Source organism: Variovorax sp. 22077 (genome assembly GCF_052044195.1).
Classification (GTDB): domain Bacteria; phylum Pseudomonadota; class Gammaproteobacteria; order Burkholderiales; family Burkholderiaceae_C; genus Variovorax; species Variovorax atrisoli.
Map to the genome: position 1 here is coordinate 79406 of NZ_JBQEQC010000002.1, position 16820 is coordinate 96225.

15 protein-coding genes and 1 pseudogene are annotated in these 16820 nt (G+C 69.9%); 3 read left to right on the top strand and 13 right to left on the bottom strand.

Annotated features, from left to right (window positions below):
• Positions 1-76: 76 nt before the first annotated feature.
• Positions 77-1117 (bottom strand): nicotinate-nucleotide--dimethylbenzimidazole phosphoribosyltransferase, encoded by a 1041-nt coding sequence (gene cobT, locus ACTJLF_RS02850; protein ID WP_440882442.1) that lies wholly within the window; start codon positions 1115-1117, stop codon positions 77-79.
• Positions 1114-2580: a cobyric acid synthase gene (locus tag ACTJLF_RS02855; RefSeq protein WP_440882443.1), complete on the bottom strand. Its 1467-nt coding sequence runs from the start codon at positions 2578-2580 to the stop codon at positions 1114-1116. Before ACTJLF_RS02855 ends, cobT begins: the two co-directional genes overlap by 4 nt.
• A 152-nt stretch (positions 2581-2732) precedes the next feature.
• Here ACTJLF_RS02855 and ACTJLF_RS02860 point away from each other — a divergent pair, with 152 nt between their 5' ends.
• Positions 2733-2963 carry a hypothetical protein gene (locus tag ACTJLF_RS02860; RefSeq protein WP_440882444.1) on the top strand — a complete coding sequence of 77 codons (231 nt, stop codon included), beginning with the start codon at positions 2733-2735 and terminating at the stop codon, positions 2961-2963.
• A 162-nt stretch (positions 2964-3125) separates the two neighbouring features.
• On the opposite strand, the gene ACTJLF_RS02865 is transcribed toward ACTJLF_RS02860, so the two are convergent.
• From ACTJLF_RS02865 to ACTJLF_RS02880, 4 genes are all read right to left on the bottom strand, one after another.
• Complete coding sequence (locus tag ACTJLF_RS02865) at positions 3126-4640, bottom strand: efflux transporter outer membrane subunit (protein ID WP_440882445.1); 1515 nt, start codon at positions 4638-4640, stop codon at positions 3126-3128.
• A gap of 25 nt (positions 4641-4665) precedes the next feature.
• Positions 4666-7944 carry an efflux RND transporter permease subunit gene (locus ACTJLF_RS02870; protein WP_019652388.1) on the bottom strand — a complete coding sequence of 1093 codons (3279 nt, stop codon included), beginning with the start codon at positions 7942-7944 and terminating at the stop codon, positions 4666-4668.
• 40 nt (positions 7945-7984) lie between these two features.
• Positions 7985-9235 (bottom strand): efflux RND transporter periplasmic adaptor subunit, encoded by a 1251-nt coding sequence (locus ACTJLF_RS02875; protein ID WP_019652387.1) that lies wholly within the window; start codon positions 9233-9235, stop codon positions 7985-7987.
• 148 nt (positions 9236-9383) lie between these two features.
• Positions 9384-10268, bottom strand: a complete 885-nt coding sequence (locus ACTJLF_RS02880; RefSeq protein WP_440882446.1) for an alpha/beta hydrolase — start codon at positions 10266-10268, stop codon at positions 9384-9386.
• Positions 10269-10471: 203 nt separating this feature from the next.
• Between ACTJLF_RS02880 and ACTJLF_RS02885 the strand changes: the two genes are divergently transcribed.
• Positions 10472-11386: a LysR family transcriptional regulator gene (locus ACTJLF_RS02885; RefSeq protein ID WP_019652385.1), complete on the top strand. Its 915-nt coding sequence runs from the start codon at positions 10472-10474 to the stop codon at positions 11384-11386.
• Positions 11387-11592: 206 nt separating this feature from the next.
• Positions 11593-12330 carry a flagellar brake protein gene (locus ACTJLF_RS02890; protein WP_240649856.1) on the top strand — a complete coding sequence of 246 codons (738 nt, stop codon included), beginning with the start codon at positions 11593-11595 and terminating at the stop codon, positions 12328-12330.
• Between the two features lie 15 nt (positions 12331-12345).
• On the opposite strand, the gene ACTJLF_RS02895 is transcribed toward ACTJLF_RS02890, so the two are convergent.
• The 7 genes and pseudogenes from ACTJLF_RS02895 to ACTJLF_RS02925 all read right to left on the bottom strand — a co-directional run.
• Positions 12346-12810: an OsmC family protein gene (locus tag ACTJLF_RS02895; RefSeq protein ID WP_145758578.1), complete on the bottom strand. Its 465-nt coding sequence runs from the start codon at positions 12808-12810 to the stop codon at positions 12346-12348.
• Between the two features lie 53 nt (positions 12811-12863).
• Positions 12864-13448, bottom strand: coding sequence for a GNAT family N-acetyltransferase (locus ACTJLF_RS02900; RefSeq protein ID WP_440882447.1), 585 nt, complete (start codon positions 13446-13448; stop codon positions 12864-12866).
• A 7-nt stretch (positions 13449-13455) separates the two neighbouring features.
• Complete coding sequence (locus ACTJLF_RS02905; protein ID WP_440882448.1) at positions 13456-14184, bottom strand: LrgB family protein; 729 nt, start codon at positions 14182-14184, stop codon at positions 13456-13458.
• Positions 14185-14538 carry a CidA/LrgA family protein gene (locus tag ACTJLF_RS02910; protein ID WP_440882449.1) on the bottom strand — a complete coding sequence of 118 codons (354 nt, stop codon included), beginning with the start codon at positions 14536-14538 and terminating at the stop codon, positions 14185-14187.
• Between the two features lie 48 nt (positions 14539-14586).
• Positions 14587-15603 carry an aminotransferase class I/II-fold pyridoxal phosphate-dependent enzyme gene (locus ACTJLF_RS02915; protein WP_440882450.1) on the bottom strand — a complete coding sequence of 339 codons (1017 nt, stop codon included), beginning with the start codon at positions 15601-15603 and terminating at the stop codon, positions 14587-14589.
• Positions 15600-16568 carry an adenosylcobinamide-phosphate synthase CbiB gene (gene cbiB, locus ACTJLF_RS02920; protein WP_019652378.1) on the bottom strand — a complete coding sequence of 323 codons (969 nt, stop codon included), beginning with the start codon at positions 16566-16568 and terminating at the stop codon, positions 15600-15602. Before cbiB ends, ACTJLF_RS02915 begins: the two co-directional genes overlap by 4 nt.
• A gap of 21 nt (positions 16569-16589) precedes the next feature.
• Positions 16590-16820 (bottom strand): annotated as a pseudogene (locus ACTJLF_RS02925) (hypothetical protein); the annotation flags it as partial.

Sequence of the window (16820 nt, forward strand, 5' to 3'; positions counted from 1 at the left end):
CGGCGCGGCGCTCATTGGAGTACCTCCGTGCTTCGCACTGCGGCGCGAGCTTGCTTGGGGCGGCCCGGCGCGGCGCTCATGCGTCCTTTCGCGAGACGCCGGCCGATTCGAAGCTCGCCATCTCGCGCAGGATGCGGCAGGCGGATTCGAGCAGCGGCCAGGCCAGCGCGCCGCCCGAGCCCTCGCCCAGGCGCAGGTCGAGCTGCAGCAGCGGATCGAGCCCCAGCCGCTCCAGCAGCAGCGCATGCCCAGGCTCGGCCGAGCGGTGCGCGGCCACGCAGCGCTGCACCACGTGCGGCTGCAGCGACTGCGCCACCAGCACCGCAGCGCTGGCGATGTAGCCGTCGACCACGATCACCCGCCGCTCGCTGGCCGCCTGCAGCACCGCGCCGGCCAGCGTCGCCAGCTCGAAACCGCCGAACGCGGCCAGGGCCTCCAGCGGAGCCGACGCGCCCGCGTGCAGCGCCAGCACCTGCCGCAGCACCTCGCGCTTGCGCGCCAGGCCGGCCGCGTCGAGGCCCGTGCCGATGCCGATGCAGGCGTCGATGTCGAGCCCGCCCAGGCGCGAGAGCAGCAATGCGGCCGAGGAGCTGTTGCCGATGCCCATCTCGCCGAGCAGAAGTGCGTTGCCGGGCAGCGCACGCACCACCTCGCGGCCGTTGGCGATCGCCTGCGCGCATTGCCCGGCGCTCATCGCCGGACCCGCGCAAGCGTCGGCCGTGCCGGCCGCGATGCGGCGCGACACCAGGCCCGGGCGGGCCTGGAAGTCGCGTCGCACGCCGCAGTCCACCACCGTCAGCGCCAGGCCGTGCTGCCGCGCGAGCACGCTCACGGCGGCACCGCCGGCCAGGAAGTTCTCGACCATCTGCCAGGTCACCTCGCTCGGGTAGGCCGAGACGCCGCGCGCCGCCAGCCCGTGGTCGGCGGCGCAGACCAGCATCTGCGGCGCCTCCAGCACCGGCCTGTCGGTGCCCAGGACGCTGCCGATGCGCAGCGCCAGCGCCTCCAGCCGGCCCAGCGCGCCCAGCGGCTTGGTCTTGTTGTCCAGTGCGGCCTGCAGGCGGGCGGCGAGCGCGGCGTCGGAAATGTCGGGGATCGTGGGGATGGGTTCGGTCATGCAATCAGCCCGGCGAGAACACCGGGTTCGAAATGGGTGTCGATGAAATCGGCCAGGCCGTCGAAGGTGGATTCCAGCGTGGGCGCCGAGGCGCCGAAGAGCGCGTGCAGCGCACCCGGGTCCTCGAACAGGCCGTGGAGATAGATGCCCAGCACGTTGCCGCGCGCGTTCTGCCAGGCCAGCCCGTCGGGCATCACCGCCCTGCCGTCGTGCGCGAGCTGCGGGTGCTCGGCGGTCTGGCCGTGGTGGATCTCGTAGCCGCCCACCGCCACGCCTGAGAGCGGGCTCCAGGCGCCGGTCAGCTCGCCGAAGCCGGCCGTGCGATGCCGCACCGTCTTCTCGCGCTCGAACACCGTCACCAGCGGCAGCAGGCCGAGCCCCGGCGCATTGCCGTCGATGCCGTGCGGATCGACCAGCGCCTCGCCCAGCATCTGCAGGCCGCCGCAGATGCCGAGCACTGCACCGCCGCGCTCGGCATGCGCGGCCACGGCGCGGTCCAGCCCCTGCGCGCGCAGCCAGGCCAGGTCGCCGCTGGTGTGCTTGGAGCCGGGCAGCACGATCCAGTCGGCGGCGGCCACGTCGGCGGGCGTGCGCGCCCAGATCAGCCGCACGCCGGGCACGTTCTTGAGCGCCTGGAATTCGTCGAGGTTGCTGATGCGCGGATAGGCCACGACGGCCACCGTGCGCGTGACGGCGCCGCTGGCGCGGCTGCGGTCGTCGAACACGCCGTCTTCCTCGGGCAGGCCGTGCTGCCACCACATGGGCAGCGTCGCCACCGTGGGCACGCCGGTCAGCTCCTGCAGCTGCTGCGGGGCCGGCGCGAGCAGCGAGGCGTCGCCCCGGAACTTGTTCAGCACGAAGCCGCGCAGCAGCGCCCGGTCGGGCTCCGGCAGCAGCGCCCAGGTGCCGTACAGGTGGGCGAAGGCGCCGCCCCGGTCGATGTCGGTCGCGAGCAGGCAACGCGCCTGGGCATGGCGGGCGATGCGCATGTTGACGATGTCGCTGGCCATCAGGTTGATCTCGGCCGGCGAGCCGGCGCCTTCGATCACGACCACGTCGTTCTCGGCACGAAGTTCGTCGAGCGCGGCCGAAATCTCGGGCCACACGCGCTCGCTGCGGCCGCGCCAGGGCAAGGCCGAGAGCGCCTCGCTCACCTGCCCCATCAGCACCACCTGGCTGTGGGTGTCGCGCTCGGGCTTGAGCAGCAGCGGGTTCATGCGCACCTCGGGCACCGTGTTCGCGGCCAGGGCCTGGAAGTACTGGGCGCTGCCGATCTCGCCGCCATCGACCACGCGGGCGTTGTTGCTCATGTTCTGCGCCTTGAAGGGCGCCACCTTCAGGCCCCGGCGGGCATACCAGCGGCACAGTGCGGTGGCTAGCCAGCTCTTGCCGGCGCCGCTGGTGGTGCCCAGGACCATGACGCAGCGCGCCGGTTTGCCGATTGCCCTTGCCTTTGAACTCATCCGGGGATTGTCGTTGAGCGCCACGGCTGAGCGTCCGGAATGCGACATCTTTCACGCCCGGGCACTGCAAATGCGACTGGTGAATCCGTTCGGCGCTTTCCCGCGTACCCCCTGGCGTCGCACACTGTCACAACAACGCACCCCAGGGACCCATGCCAGCCTTGAACGATTTGGCGCTGACCGTCGAGGAACCCGAGCCGGGCCAGTTCTACTGGACCCTGCTCGAGGCCCACCACGCCGACGAAGCCTCCGAAACCCTGGACTACCGGGTCTACCGGCGGGCGCCCCAGGCGCAGACCAGTTATTCCAACGCCATGGCCATGGGCGTGCTGGAACTCAAAAAAATATGCGCCGCCGCAGACACAGCCGGCGAAACCGACTGAACCTGCGACGGCGCAAGACCGCCTTGCGGCGTTCAGGCTGTCAATTCGAAAAAGGCGGACTTCCGGCCGCGAAAGACAAACACAAGAAGCTGGACGTCTTCCGCGCCCTTCTCGAATCCTTCGCGTCCCCTGCGCCCGGCTACTCAGCCGCGCCGGCCCTACCTACCTGGCGGCAGCCACGGCGGTGCGGGCGCCGTCCGCCGAAGCCACCGGCGCCGACGCGTCCCAGCCGCCGCCGATGGCGCGGACCAGCCCCACGGCCGCCTGGTACTGGGCCGACTTCACCTGCAGCGCCTGGCGACGGTTGCGCAGCTCGCTGCGGCGGGCGTCGAGCAGGTCGAGCTGGCTGATGTAGCCGTTGCGGTAGCGCGTGTCCGACAGGCTGGTGGCGCGCGCCGCCGAGGTGACGGCCTGCGCCTGCACCACCGACTGCTCCTGCAGCGTGCGGATGGCGGCCAACTGGTCTTCCACCTCCTGGAAGGCCACCAGCACCTGCGTGCGGTAGCTCGCGAGCGCGCCGTCGAGCTGGGCGTTGGCGCCCTGCACGCCGGCCTCGCGCCGGCCGCCGTCGAAGATCGGCAGCGACAGCAGCGCGCCCACGCCCCACGAGCGGGCCGACCACTTGAAGAGGTCGCCGATCTCGGGCGAGGCATAGCCGGCGGCGCCGGTCAGCGAGATGTCGGGGAACCACGCGGCCTGCGCCACGCCGACGCGGGCCTGCGCGGCCAGCACGGCGCTCTGCGCGGCCGACACGTCGGGGCGACGCGTGAGCACCGTGGCCGGCACGCCCGGCGGAATGCTCGGCAGCGTGGTTGACCACTCGGCGCTGCTCAGGCCGAAGCTGGAGGCCGAATCGCCCACCAGCACCGCGAGCGCATGCTCCACCTGGGCGCGCTGGCGGTCGAGCGCGAGCGCGTCCGATTCGGTGGACGACACCTCGGTCTGCACGCGCGCCACGTCGAGCTCGGCAATGTCGCCGGCCTGCTCGCGGCGCTGCGACAGGCGCAGCGTGTCACGGTAGGCCTCGACCTGCTCGCGCACCAGCACGCGCTCGGCGTCGAGCGCGCGCAATTGCAGGTAGGTCTGCGCCGTTTCGGCCTGCACCGCCAGGCGCGTGCTCTGCAGCAGCGCCTCGCGGCCGGCCGCGTCCAGGTTCGCCGCCTTGCTCGCGCCCGAGAGGCGGCCGAACAGGTCGACCTCATAAGAGAAGGTGGCGCCGATGTTGGTCATCGTGGCCGGCCGCGTGCTGGCGGTGGCCTTGTCCAGGCCTGCACCGCGGTTGGCGCCGGCGCCCAGGCCGATCTGCGGCAGGCGGTCGGCATTGGCGCTGCGCGCCAGCGCGCGGGCCTCGGCCAGCCGCGCGGCGGCGGCCTGGATGTTGCCGTTGTTGACGTCGGCCTTCTCGACCAGCGAATTGAGCACCGGGTCGTTGAACGCCAGCCACCAGGCGCCGCGCGGCTGCGCCTCTGCAGGCACTGCACGCGTGAAGCCGGCGGGCGGCGTGACGCCCTGCTGCTGCTCCTTGCCCTGCTCCTTGAACTGGGCGGTGGTCGTGATCTCGGGCAGGCCCGAGGGCACGGTGGCACAGCCGGCCAGCACCAGGGCGGCCATCAGCGGCACCAGGGCCGTGCGAAGCATGTGGACGGGCTTCACCAAGGGTTGTACTGAGAGTTTCATGATCAGCTTTCTTCTTCTCGATACATCAGTCATGCGAACCGTGCGAGGGACGCGGCGACGCAGGCACCGGATTCAGTCCGCCGCCGCCCGAGCCACCGTGCGATGCAGGCGCAGCGGGATGGCCGGCCGACACGAAGTCCTCGCCATGCGGCACCTGGCCGTGCAGCTTGAGCTGGCGGTTGCCCGCGAGGCGGCGCATCAGCACGTAGAACACCGGCGTCAGAAACAGGCCGAAGGCCGTCACGCCGATCATCCCGGCGAACACCGCCACGCCCATCGCCTTGCGCATCTCCGAGCCCGCGCCGGTGGACAGCACGAGGGGCAGCACGCCCATCACGAAGGCCAGCGAGGTCATCAGGATCGGGCGCAGGCGCAGGCGGCTGGCTTCGATCGCGGCCTGCACGGGCGTGCGGCCGGCGAACTCGAGCTCCCGTGCGAACTCCACGATCAGGATCGCGTTCTTCGCACTCAACCCGACAAGCACGATCAGCCCGATCTGCGTGAAGACGTTGTTGTCGCCCCCCGAGATCCACACGCCGGTCATCGCGGCCAGGATGCCCATGGGCACGATCAGGATGATCGCGATCGGCAGCGTCAGGCTCTCGTACTGGGCAGCCAGCACCAGGAACACCAGCAGGATGGCCAGCGGGAACACCAGGAAGGCTGAGTTGCCGGCCAGGATCTCCTGGTAGGTCAGCTCGGTCCACTCGAAGGTCACGCCCTTGGGCAGCGTCTCGGCCGCGATCTTGACGATCGCGTCCTGCGCCTGGCCCGAGGAATAGCCCGGCGCCGGGCCGCCGTTGATGTCGGCGGCGAGGTAGCCGTTGTAGCGCATGGCGCGTTCGGGCCCGAAGGTCGAGTTCACCTTCATCAGCGCCGACAGCGGCACCATCTCGCCCGAGGTCGAGCGCACCTTCAGGAGGCCGACGTCCTCGGCACGGGCGCGGTAAGGCGCATCGGCCTGGACGCGCACGGAGTACGTACGGCCGAACTTGTTGAAGTCGTTCGCATACAGGCTGCCGAGGTAGATCTGCATGGTGTCGAAGATGTCCGTCACCGGCACGCCGAGCTGGCGGGCCTTGGTGCGGTCGATGTCGGCGTACAGCTGCGGCACGTTGACCTGCCAGCTGGTGAACATGCCGGCCAGCTCGGGCGCCTGGTAGGCCTTGGCCATGAAGGCCTTCACCGCCGCGTCCATCTGGTCGTAGCCCACCGAGCCGCGGTCTTCCAGCTGAAGCTTGAAGCCGCCCGTGGTGCCCAGGCCCGCCACCGGCGGCGGCGGGAACATCACGATGAAGGCGTCCTGGATGCCCGCGAAGGCCTGGTTCAGCTGCCCGGCCACCGCACCGCCGCTCTGGTCGGCGCGCTTGCGCTGGTCGAAGGGCTTGAGCGTCGCGAACACGATGCCCGAGTTGGAGCTGTTGGTGAAGCCGTTGATCGACAGGCCCGGGAAGGCGATGGCGTCTTCCACGTTCGGGTTCTTCTTCATGATGTCGCCCATGCGCTGGATCACCTCGTCGGTGCGGTCCAGCGTCGCGCCGTCGGGCAGCTGGGCGAAGCCGATCAGGTACTGCTTGTCCTGCGCCGGCACGAAGCCGCTGGGCACCGCCTTGAACAGGCCGAAGGTCACGCCGATCAGCGCGAGGTAGATGGCCAGCATCAGGGTCTTGCGCGAGATCACGCGCTTGACGCCGCCGCTGTAGGCCTCGGAGCCGCGGTGGAAGAAGCGGTTGAAGCCGCGGAACAGCCAGCCGAAGACGCGGTCCATGCCGCGCGTCAGCGCGTCCTTGGGCGCATCGTGGCCGCGCAGCAGCAAGGCGGCGAGCGCAGGCGACAGCGTCAGCGAGTTGATGGCCGAGATCACCGTCGAGATCGCGATGGTCACCGCGAACTGGCGATAGAACTGGCCCGTCAGGCCGCTGATGAAGGCCAGCGGGACGAACACGGCCACCAGCACCAGCGCGATGGCGATGATCGGGCCCGACACCTCGCGCATCGCGCGGTAGGTCGCCTCACGCGGCGTGAGTCCCGCCTCGATGTTGCGCTCCACGTTCTCCACCACCACGATCGCGTCGTCCACCACGATGCCGATGGCCAGCACCAGCCCGAACAGGCTCAGCGCGTTGATCGAGAAACCGAGCACGTGCAGCACCGCGAAGGTACCGATCACCGACACCGGCACGGCCAGCAGCGGGATGATGGAAGCGCGCCAGGTCTGCAGGAACAGGATCACGACCAGCACCACCAGCATGATGGCTTCGAGCAGCGTGTGGATCACCGACTCGATGGACGCACGCACGAACTGCGTCGGGTCGTAGGCGATGCGGTATTCCAAGCCCTCGGGCATGTTCTTGTTGAGCTCAGCCATCGTCTTGCGAACGTTGGCCGAGATGTCGAGCGCGTTGGAGCCGGGCGCCTGGAACACGCCCATGCCGACGGCCGGGTCGTTGTTCAGCAGCGAGCGCAGCGAGTAGTCGGCGGCGCCCATCTCCAGGCGGCCGATGTCGCGAAGACGCGTGACGGCGCCGTCGGTGCCGCTCTTGACGATGATGTCGCCGAACTCTTCCTCGCTCTGCAGGCGGCCCTGCGCATTGATCGACAGCTGCATGTCCACGCCCGACAGGCCCGGCGAAGCGCCGACCACGCCGGCCGCGGCCTGCACGTTCTGGCCGCGGATGGCAGCGACCACGTCGGAAGCCGACAGGCCGCGCTGCGCGACCTTCTGCGGGTCGAGCCACACGCGCATGGAGTAATCGCCGCCGCCGAAGATCTGGACCTGGCCCACGCCTTCGATGCGCGCCAGCGGGTCCTTCACGTTCAGCACCGCGTAGTTGCGCAGGTAGTTGATGTCGTAACGGTTGTTCGGCGAGACGAGGTGGACCACCATCGTCAGGTCGGGCGCGCTCTTGACGGTCGTGATGCCGAGCCGGCGCACTTCCTCGGGCAGGCGCGGCTCGGCTTGCGAGACGCGGTTCTGCACCAGTTGCTGCGCCTTGTCGGGGTCGGTGCCCAGGCGGAAGGTGACGGTGAGCGTGAGCACGCCGTCGGTGGTCGCCTGGCTGCCCATGTAGAGCATGCCTTCGACGCCGTTGATCTGCTCTTCCAGCGGGGTGGCCACCGTTTCGGCGATCACCTTCGGATTGGCACCGGGGTACTGGGCGCGCACCACCACCGAAGGCGGCGCGACTTCCGGGTACTCCGAGATCGGCAGACCGCGCAACGCGATCAGGCCCGCTATCAGCATCAAGAGCGACAGCACGCCGGCAAAGATCGGCCGGTCGATGAAGAATTTTGAGAGATTCATGTTGGTTCTCCGGCGGGCGCGGATGCGCCCTCCTCCGAAATCAGGACTTCGCGGCCTCTGCCACGCGTTCCGGTTGTTGTTGCTTGGGGTCCGCCTTGGCGTCCATCGTCACTTGCTGCGGCGCCACCAGCGCACCCGGGCGGATGTGCTGCAGGCCGTTGACGATCACGCGGTCACCCGCCTTCAGGCCCTTGCTTACGACACGCAGGCCGTTGATCGAGGCGCCCAGCGTCACTTCGCGGTAGACAGCCTTGCTGTCCTCGCCCACGACCATCACGAACTTCTTGTTCTGGTCGGTGCCGATGGCACGTTCGCTCACCAGCAGCGCGGTGTCGTTGCGGGCCTGGCCCATGCGGATGCGGGCGAACTGGCCGGGGATCAGGGCGCCGTCCTTGTTGTCGAACGAGGCGCGCACGCGCACGGTGCCGCTGCGGGCGTCGACCTGGTTGTCGATCAGCTGCAGCTTGCCGGTGAAGGGCGTGCCGTCCATGCCGGCGGTGCCCATCTGCACGGGGATGCTCTCGATCTGGCCGCGCGCGCTGGAGCCGCTGGGCAGTTCCTTCAGCGCGCGGGTGATGACCTGCTCGTCGGCATCGAAGCTCGCGTAGATCGGACTCACCGACACCAGCGTGGTCAGCACCGGGGCGCCCGGACCGGCCGCCACCAGGTTGCCCACCGTCACCTCGATACGGCCGATGCGGCCCGACACCGGTGCGCGCACCTGGGTGTAGCCCAGGTTCAGGCGCGCCGACTGCAGCGAGGCCTGGGCCGCGCGCAGGTTGGCTTCGGCTTCACGGCCGGCATTCACGCGCTCGTCGTACTCGCGCTGGGCGATGGCCTTGTCATCCCACAGGCGCTTGGCGCGCTCCTGCTCGCTGCGGCTGAAGGACTGGCGGGCCTGGGCAGAAGCCACCTGCGCCTCGGCGCGCTCGACCTCGGCCGCGTACGGCGCGGGGTCGATGGTGACCAGCAGGTCGCCCTGCTTCACCAGCGCGCCTTCGCGGAAGTGCACCGCCTGCACGGCGCCCGCCACGCGGGAACGCACGTCGACGCGTTGCACGGCTTCGAGCCGGCCCGAGAACTCGTCCCAGGCGTTGATCTCGCTCGCCGCCACCGTGGCGACCGACACCGGCGTGGCCTGGGGCGCCGCCGGAGCGTTGTTGGCTTCGGCCTTGAAGCTGTACATGCCCACCACCGCCGCGGCCACGGCCAGCAGCGCGGTGAGGCCGGTCAGGGCGGGCCAGAGGCCCTTGCGGGCGGCGGAAGACAGCTTTTTCTCGTTGTTCGACATGATGTTCAGTCCTTCTCGATGACTTTTGGGATGCAACAAGCCACCCCGGCGCTTTTGGCACCAGGAGGCGGGATTTCAGGAAAAAAGGGGCCCCGGCACGCGGCCGCGCTGGCAGCGTGTCGATCAGGCAGCCGGTGACCGGCGGGAACTAGCTGGGGTGGTCGGCCGTCGCGGGCGGCGGTGTGGTCGCGCTGAAGAACTCGCGGAAGTGCTGCTGCACCGCCGCTTCACAGGCCACGCAGCCCGTGTTCTCGGTGTCGTACAGCGCCTTCGGCCAGTTGGAGGCGCTGGGCAGCACGCTGCTCGTGACCTCGATGCCGGCCGCGCGCAGGCGGTTGGCGAAGGTCATCGCCTCGTCGTGCATCGCGTCGTCGGCGCCGACCAGCACCAGCGCCGGTGCCAGCGCCGACAGCCGCAGCGAGCCGCTGGGCACCGCATAGGGGTGCATGGCGTTCGAGGGGCAGCTCAGGTATTTCTCCCATCCGCTGGCCCAGCGGCACTCGGTCGCATCGCTGGTGGCGTTGCGCAGCGACGCGGTGCCGGCGCAGGGGTCGAGCATGGGCGACAGCAGTATCTGGCCTGCGATCGGCGGATGGGCCCGGTCACGGGCGATCAGCGCCACGGCTGCCGCCAGGTTGCCGCCGGCCTCCTCGCCGGCCAGGTAGACCTGGGAGCCCTTGCCGCCGAGCTTGGTGCGCTGCTTGTAGAGCCATTCGAGGGCCGCATAGCCCACTTCGATGGGTTCCGGGAACGGCGACTGGGGCGCCAGCGGATAGGCCAGCGAGACCACCACCGCGCCCGCGCCGGCCAGCAGCCTTGCCACGTTGCGGCCGTTGTCCAGGCCGCCGCAGACGAAGGTGCCACCGTGGAAATGCAGCACCAGCGGTGCCACCTCGCCCTTGGCGCGCTGGCCGTACACGCGGGCACCGACCGGTTCGCGGCCGGGCAGCTCGATCGACAGATCGGCTTCCACGCCTTGCGCCGCAGCGCGGGCGACGGCTTCGGCAGAACGGGACGATGGAACGGGTGACATGGGCGACCTCGGGGATTTGGGCGATGGTTGAAATATAAGTCGGCCGATCTGTACATAAACAGGCCGGCCGACCCCACTCTGTTTCCAAACGGACAACAATCAGCACAGCTCAAGGCAACAGGCGGTGCCACCGGAGGGAATTGTCTCCTTGTGTGAGAATCCGCCTCCCCCGGTGTGGGCCGGGTACCCAGAACAGGCATTCGATGGATCAAATCCAGGCCATGCGGATCTTCGTCCGCGTCGTGGAAGCCGGCACCTTCACCCGGGCAGCGGACTCGCTGGCCCTCCCCAAGGGCACGGTCACCAAGCAGATTCAGGCGCTCGAATCGCGCCTGCGCGTGAAGCTGCTCAACCGCACCACGCGCCGCGTCACGGTCACGCCCGACGGCGCGGCCTACTTCGAGCGGGCGGCACGCCTGCTCAACGACTTCGACGACATGGAAGCCAGCATGACGAACGCGCAGGCCAACCCCACGGGGCGGCTGCGCATCGACGTCGGCACATCGGTGGCCAGGCTGCTCATCCTGCCCGCGCTGGCCACCTTCTGCGACCGCTACCCCGACATCCAGGTCGACCTGGGCGTGAGCGACCGCACGGTCGACCTCATCAGCGACAACGTCGACTGCGTGATCCGCGCGGGCGAGCTCAGCGACCAGTCGCTGGTGGCTCGGCGCATCGGCACGCTCGACTTCGTCACCGTGGCCTCGCCGGCCTACGTGAAGCGCTACGGCATTCCGCAGCACCCGAACGACATCGAGAAGCGCCACCACGTGGTCAGCTACTTCTCGGGCACCACGCGGCGCGTGTACCCGCACGAGTTCAAGAAGGGCGACGAGGTGATCGAGCTCAACGGCCCCTATCGGGTGTCCGTGAACGAGAGCAACGCGCACATCACCGCGGTGCTGGGCGGCTTCGGCATCTCGCAGTGCATCACCTTCATGGCCGAGCCGCTGCTCGAGAGCGGCGAGCTGGTGCAGATCCTGCCCGACTGGCACCGCGACCCGCTGCCGATCCACGTGGTGTACCCGCCCAACCGCCACCTGAGCGCCAAGGTGCGCGCCTTCGTGGACTGGGCCGCCGAGCTTTTTGCGAAGAACCCGAGGCTGCAGCGCCGCTGACCACGGGGCCGCGGCGGCTGCGGCCGACAATTCGCCGTGCCGCCCTAAATTCCCGGCGGCAAATGCCGTTAACCAGTTCGGCCGGATGCCGAAAAGCCGTCCCGATTCCGCCCGCATGCGTACCGCGGCCCGATCAGTGGCGTCCGCAGGCAGGCCCCGGGAGCGGCGGTGCAATGCGCGCGCCGGACAACACACACCACAAGCTCATGGATACAGAACAGTCGAATGCAGCCGAGCACACCAGCGGATTCGCCCGCCGCACGCCGGTGGAGATCGGCGTGCACCTGCGCAACCTCGCAAGCCGCCGCGACAACCTCACGGTGCAGTACGCGGGCGGCCACCTGGTGACGCAGCTGCTCGACGTGGACACCCGCGCCCGCGTCTTCACCTTCGACTGGGGCGCCTCGCCCGAGCAGAACCAGAGCCTGCTGGCGGCGCCGCGCTGCCACTTCGAAGCCCAGCAGGACGGCGTGCGCATCGAGTTCTCCATCGCCTCGCCGCGCGAGACCCGCTACGAGGGCCTGCCGGCGTTCGAAGCCGACTTTCCGGAGATGCTGGTCTACCTGCAGCGGCGCGAGTACTTCCGCGTGGATGCGCCGATCGCCGATTCGTACACCTGCTCCGGCACCCTGCCCCAGGGCGAGGCGTTCTCCTTCGAGGTACAGGACCTGTCGCTGGGCGGCGTCGGCCTTCGCACCCGCGACGAACGCGCAGCCGCGCTGCCGGTAGGCACCTTCCTGAGGGACTGCGAACTGTCGCTGGGCGCGCTGGGGCGCCTCACGCTCGACCTGGAACTGGTGTCGCTGCGCCCCGGCCTGCAGCCCAACGGCACGCCGCGCTACCAGCTGGGCTTCCGTTTCCTGGCGCTGCCACCAGGCGCGGAAAGCGCGCTGCAGCGCCTCGTCACCCGGCTCGAGATGAAGAGCCGCTCGCTGGTCGGCTGACCCCGCGCGGCCGGGTCAGAACACCGGCTCGCAGCGCACCTCGGTCTTCACCGAGTTGGCGATGAAGCATTCCTCGTGCGCCCGGTGGTGCATCTGCTCGACCTGCTCGCGCGTGGGCAGGTTCTCGCCGGAGAAGCTCACCTGCGGGCGCAGCGTGACCACCGTCATCGCCATCTTTCCTTCGGCGTTCTTCTCCATCACGCCGACGGCCGCGTCGAAGTAGCGGTCGACCACGAAGCGGCGCTTCACCGCCATCGTGAGGAACCACAGCATGTGGCAGTTCGACAGCGAGGCCACGAACATCTCCTCGGGGTCGACGGCCGATGCGTCGGACATCGGCAGCGGCACCACGTGCGGCGAGGAAGACGCAGCCACTTCGGCGCCGCCGTCGAAGCGCAGCGAATGCCGCCGGCTGTAGGTGTTCGACAGGAAGTCCTGCTCGCCGCGCAGCCAGAGGACTTCCGCTGTGTACTGGGCCATGTGATTCTTCTCCGGCTCGGTTTGCGGGAGTGCGATTCTGCGCCAGGGGCGGCTCAGGCAAGCACGATGCGGTAGCGCAGCTTCGCCACGCTTCCCTGACTCGGCAGGGTGACGAAGGTCTCGACCAGCTCGCCGCCATTGGCCACGATCACCTTTTGCGAGGCGAAGTTGTCGGGGCTGGTCGTGATCTCCACGCGCCGGAGGCCTTCCCGCGCCGCGAGCCTGAGCATCTCGCCGAGCGCGCGTGTGGCGTAGCCCCTGCGCTGCTTCCAGGGCACCACGCTGTAGCCGATGTGACCCAGGCAGTAGAGCGGCAATGCGTCGGTGCCGGGCTGCCAGCGCAGGTCGATGCTGCCGCAGAACTCGCCGTCCCACATCCAGCACTTGTAGCCCGGCAGCCGCCGCACCTTGGAGCCGTCGGGCAAGACGATGCGTCCGCCCTTCGCCTCGCGGTCCACCAGGCTCGCGAGGAAGCGGTCCGCATCGGCCTCGATGGCGGCGCGCTCCTCGGCGCCCGACTCCGGCCGCGTCTCGTCGCGCGACCAGCCGCGGTTGAGCGCCGCGACGTAGCCGGGCAGGCGGGCCCGGGAGGGCCACACCAGCTCCATCGGACGCGGCTCGACGGCTGTCTTGCCCATGCGTTCGCTACGCCCCCATCAGCTTGACGATCAGCGGCACCATCAGCGCGGTCGCGATGCCGTTGAGCCCCATCGCCAGCGCCGAGAACGCGCCCGCCGTCTCGTTCACCTGGATGGCGCGCGCCGTGCCGATACCGTGCGCCGCCATGCCGACCGCGAAGCCGCGCACCGCCGGCTCCCTGATGCGCAGCAGGTTCAGCAGGCCGGTGGCCATGATCGCGCCCGAGATGCCCGCCACGGCCGCGGCCACCGCCGCCAGCGAAGGCAGCCCGCCGATCTTCTCGGCCACGCCCATCGCGATGGGCATGGTGGCCGACTTGGGCGCGAGCGACATCATCAGCTCGTGCGAGCCGCCCAGCACCCAGGCGATGCCCACGGCCGAGACGATGGCCGCGACCGAACCCACGATGAGCGCCACGCCGATCGGCAGCCACAGCCGGCGCAGCCTCTCGAGCTGCCCGTACAGCGGCACGGCCAGCGCCACCGTGGCCGGGCCGATCAGGAAGTGCACGAACTTCGCGCCCTCGAAATAGGTGTCGTAGGGCGTGCGCGTGAGCAGCAGCACCGTGACGATGACGATCACCGAGATCAGCACCGGGTTGACCATCGGGTTGCGCCCGCTGCGCGTGTGCAGCCACAGCGCGCCCAGGTACGCCAGCAGCGTGAGCGACAGCCACAGCAGCGGCGACTGGGCCAGGAACACCCAGATCTCGAAGAGCTTCGCGGGTGCCGTCATTTACCGGGCGTCCTTGCCGGTGATGCGGATCATCCAGCGGAAGGTGAGCGCGGTGACCGTCATGGTGAAGGCCGCCCCCACGATGCCGGCCGCGAGGAACGGCAGCCACTCGCGCCCCACCCGCTCGAAATGCAGCATCACGCCAGTGACGGCCGGAATGAACAGCAGCATCAGGTTGCGCAGCAGATGGCCCGAGGTGTCGCTCAGCACCTGCGGCACGCTGCCGCGCACCAGCAGGACGATGAACAGGAAGACCATGCCGATCAGCGGACCGGGAACGGGCAGCCCCAGCCACTGCACGAGCAGTTCGCCGGCAAGCTGGCAGAGGAAAAGCGTGGTGATGGCGTAGAGCATCTGTTTCTTCCGTACTTGGGTTTCTGGCTGGTCCGGGCGTTCAGGTGTTCAGGCGGCGCCTGTCCAGGCCTGCTTCAGCGCCTGCTGGCTGGCCGGCGGCAGCACGCCCATGCGCACATGGCCCGGCAGGCCGAAGGAGGCGCAGTCGCGCAGCTTGATGCCCGACGCGCGCAGGCGCTCGAGCATGCCGGCGAAATCGTCTGCACCCGGCCTGGCGACGTGGAAGTTCGCCTCGCTCGGCCAGACCTGCCAGCCCATCTCCCGGCACAGGGCCGTCTGCGAATTCTTCCATTCGCGCAGGGTGGCGAGACTGTCGCGCAGCCACTGCTGCACACCGGGCTGCGTCCAGGCCGAGAGCATTGCCACGCCGTCCGCGCCCACCGGCCACGAGGCCGCGAGGCGAACCAGCGCTTGCACCGCGTCCTGCGCATCCACCGGGGCGATCGCATAGGCCGCGCGCACGCCGGTCATGCCGAGCGCCTTGTTGGGCGACCACATCTGCCAGACGCGATCCAGCTGACGCTGGTTGAGCGCGAGGCGGCCTTCCAGCCGCAGAGGCTCGTAGGCGCGGTCGAGCACGCAGGGCACGCCTTCGGGCAGCGCGTCGACGGTTTCGCCGATGCCCGGCTGCGCCTGCCCGAGCGGCGTGGAGGGTTCGCAGCACCAGGCCAGCAATGGCCGTCGCGCCGCAGCCGGCGCACGCACCGCCTGCAACCCGAGCGCCCGGGCACTTGCGGCGTAGTCTCCGTAAGACATGGCTGGCAGCACGACCTCGCCATGCCCGCCACGGTCTTCGAGCGCCACCCAGGTCGTGATGCGCCGGATGAATTCGCTGGCCCCGGCCGCGAGCACGATGCGCCAAGCCTGCACGCCATGCATGGCCGCAAGCTGCTCGCGCAGCGCCGTGTAAGCCGGATCGGGATAGCGGGACAGGTCGGCGGCACGCACCCGCTCCAGCGCCTCGGGGCACGGGCCGCATGCGTTCGCGTTGGTGGAGAAGTCGTGCGCGGGCGCGCCGAGCGCGTCCGGGCCGCCGTGGGTGAACAGGGAATCGGCGTCGGTCATGGCACGAAGAGCAGCACCGCGGCCGCGATCAGGAGGACAGCGCCGGCCAGCAGCAGCACGCCGCGCTGGCCGAGCTGCGCGGCGCGGCCGGTATCGGCCGGCGTCGGCGCGGCGCCTTCGGCGTTCAGCGCGTACACGCCGGGCTTCGCCAGCCGCACGCCCAAGAGCAGCGCCATCGCGGCCATCGGCCAGCCGCTGTTGGGCGATGGCGTGCGGCGCGCCTCGAACGCCAGCCCGCCGGGCCAGCGCCATGCCGCCAGCGCGAGCAGCGCCACGGTGATGCGCGCGGGAATCCAAGAGAGCACGTCGTCGGCACGCGCGGCCCATTTGCCGAACCAGGTCCAGTCGCGGCCGCTGCGCTCGCCGCGATAGCCCCACATCGCATCGGCGGTGTTGGCGAAGCGGTAGAGCGCCGCGCCCGGCAGCCCGAGCAGCACGAACCAGAAGACGGGCGCCACCAGCGAGTCGTTGAGGTTCTCGGCGAGCGATTCGATGGCGCTCTCGCGCACCTCGCGCTCGCTGAGCCGCTCGACGTCACGGCTGACGAGGCGCGCCAGCTGCTGGCGGCCGGCATCGAGCGAAACGCCCAGTGCCGCCTCGACAGCGAGCACCTCGTCGCGCAGCATGCGCCAGGCGAAGAGCGGCTTGAGCAGCAGGCCCAGCGCCAGCGCCACCGCCCAGGCCGGCAGATGCAGCATCGCCAGCGTCTGCAGGCCCATCGCGATGCCCCAGACGCACATCGCCCCCACGCACCACACCAGCGCGCCGCAGAAGAACATCGGCAGATCGACCGCCTTCGCCTGATGCATGCGCGGCGCGATGCGCGACCCCATGCCCAAATAGCGACCCATCCACACCACCGGATGCAGCGCCGCGGGCGGCTCGCCCAGCCAGCGATCGACGGCCAGCGCGATCCACAGCGCGGCAGCGAAGGCGATGGCGTATTCGGAACTCGGCAAGGGCATGGGAGCCGCCATTCTCGCGAATCAGGCGGCCGCCCTGCCCCGGCGCCATTGCATCGTCGCGCCGAACGCAAGAAGCAGCGCGGCGCCCAGCGCCATCCAGAGCCGCAGGACGATGGCTTCGCCGGCCTTGAGCGGTGGTGCTTCCGCCGGTGTCGGCTCGAGCTTCAGGCCGCTGACGGGCTTCGGGCCGTCTGGAGCGGGAGCAGATTCAGGGGCCGGGGTAGGCGCCTGCACCCCCGCGGGCGCGACCAC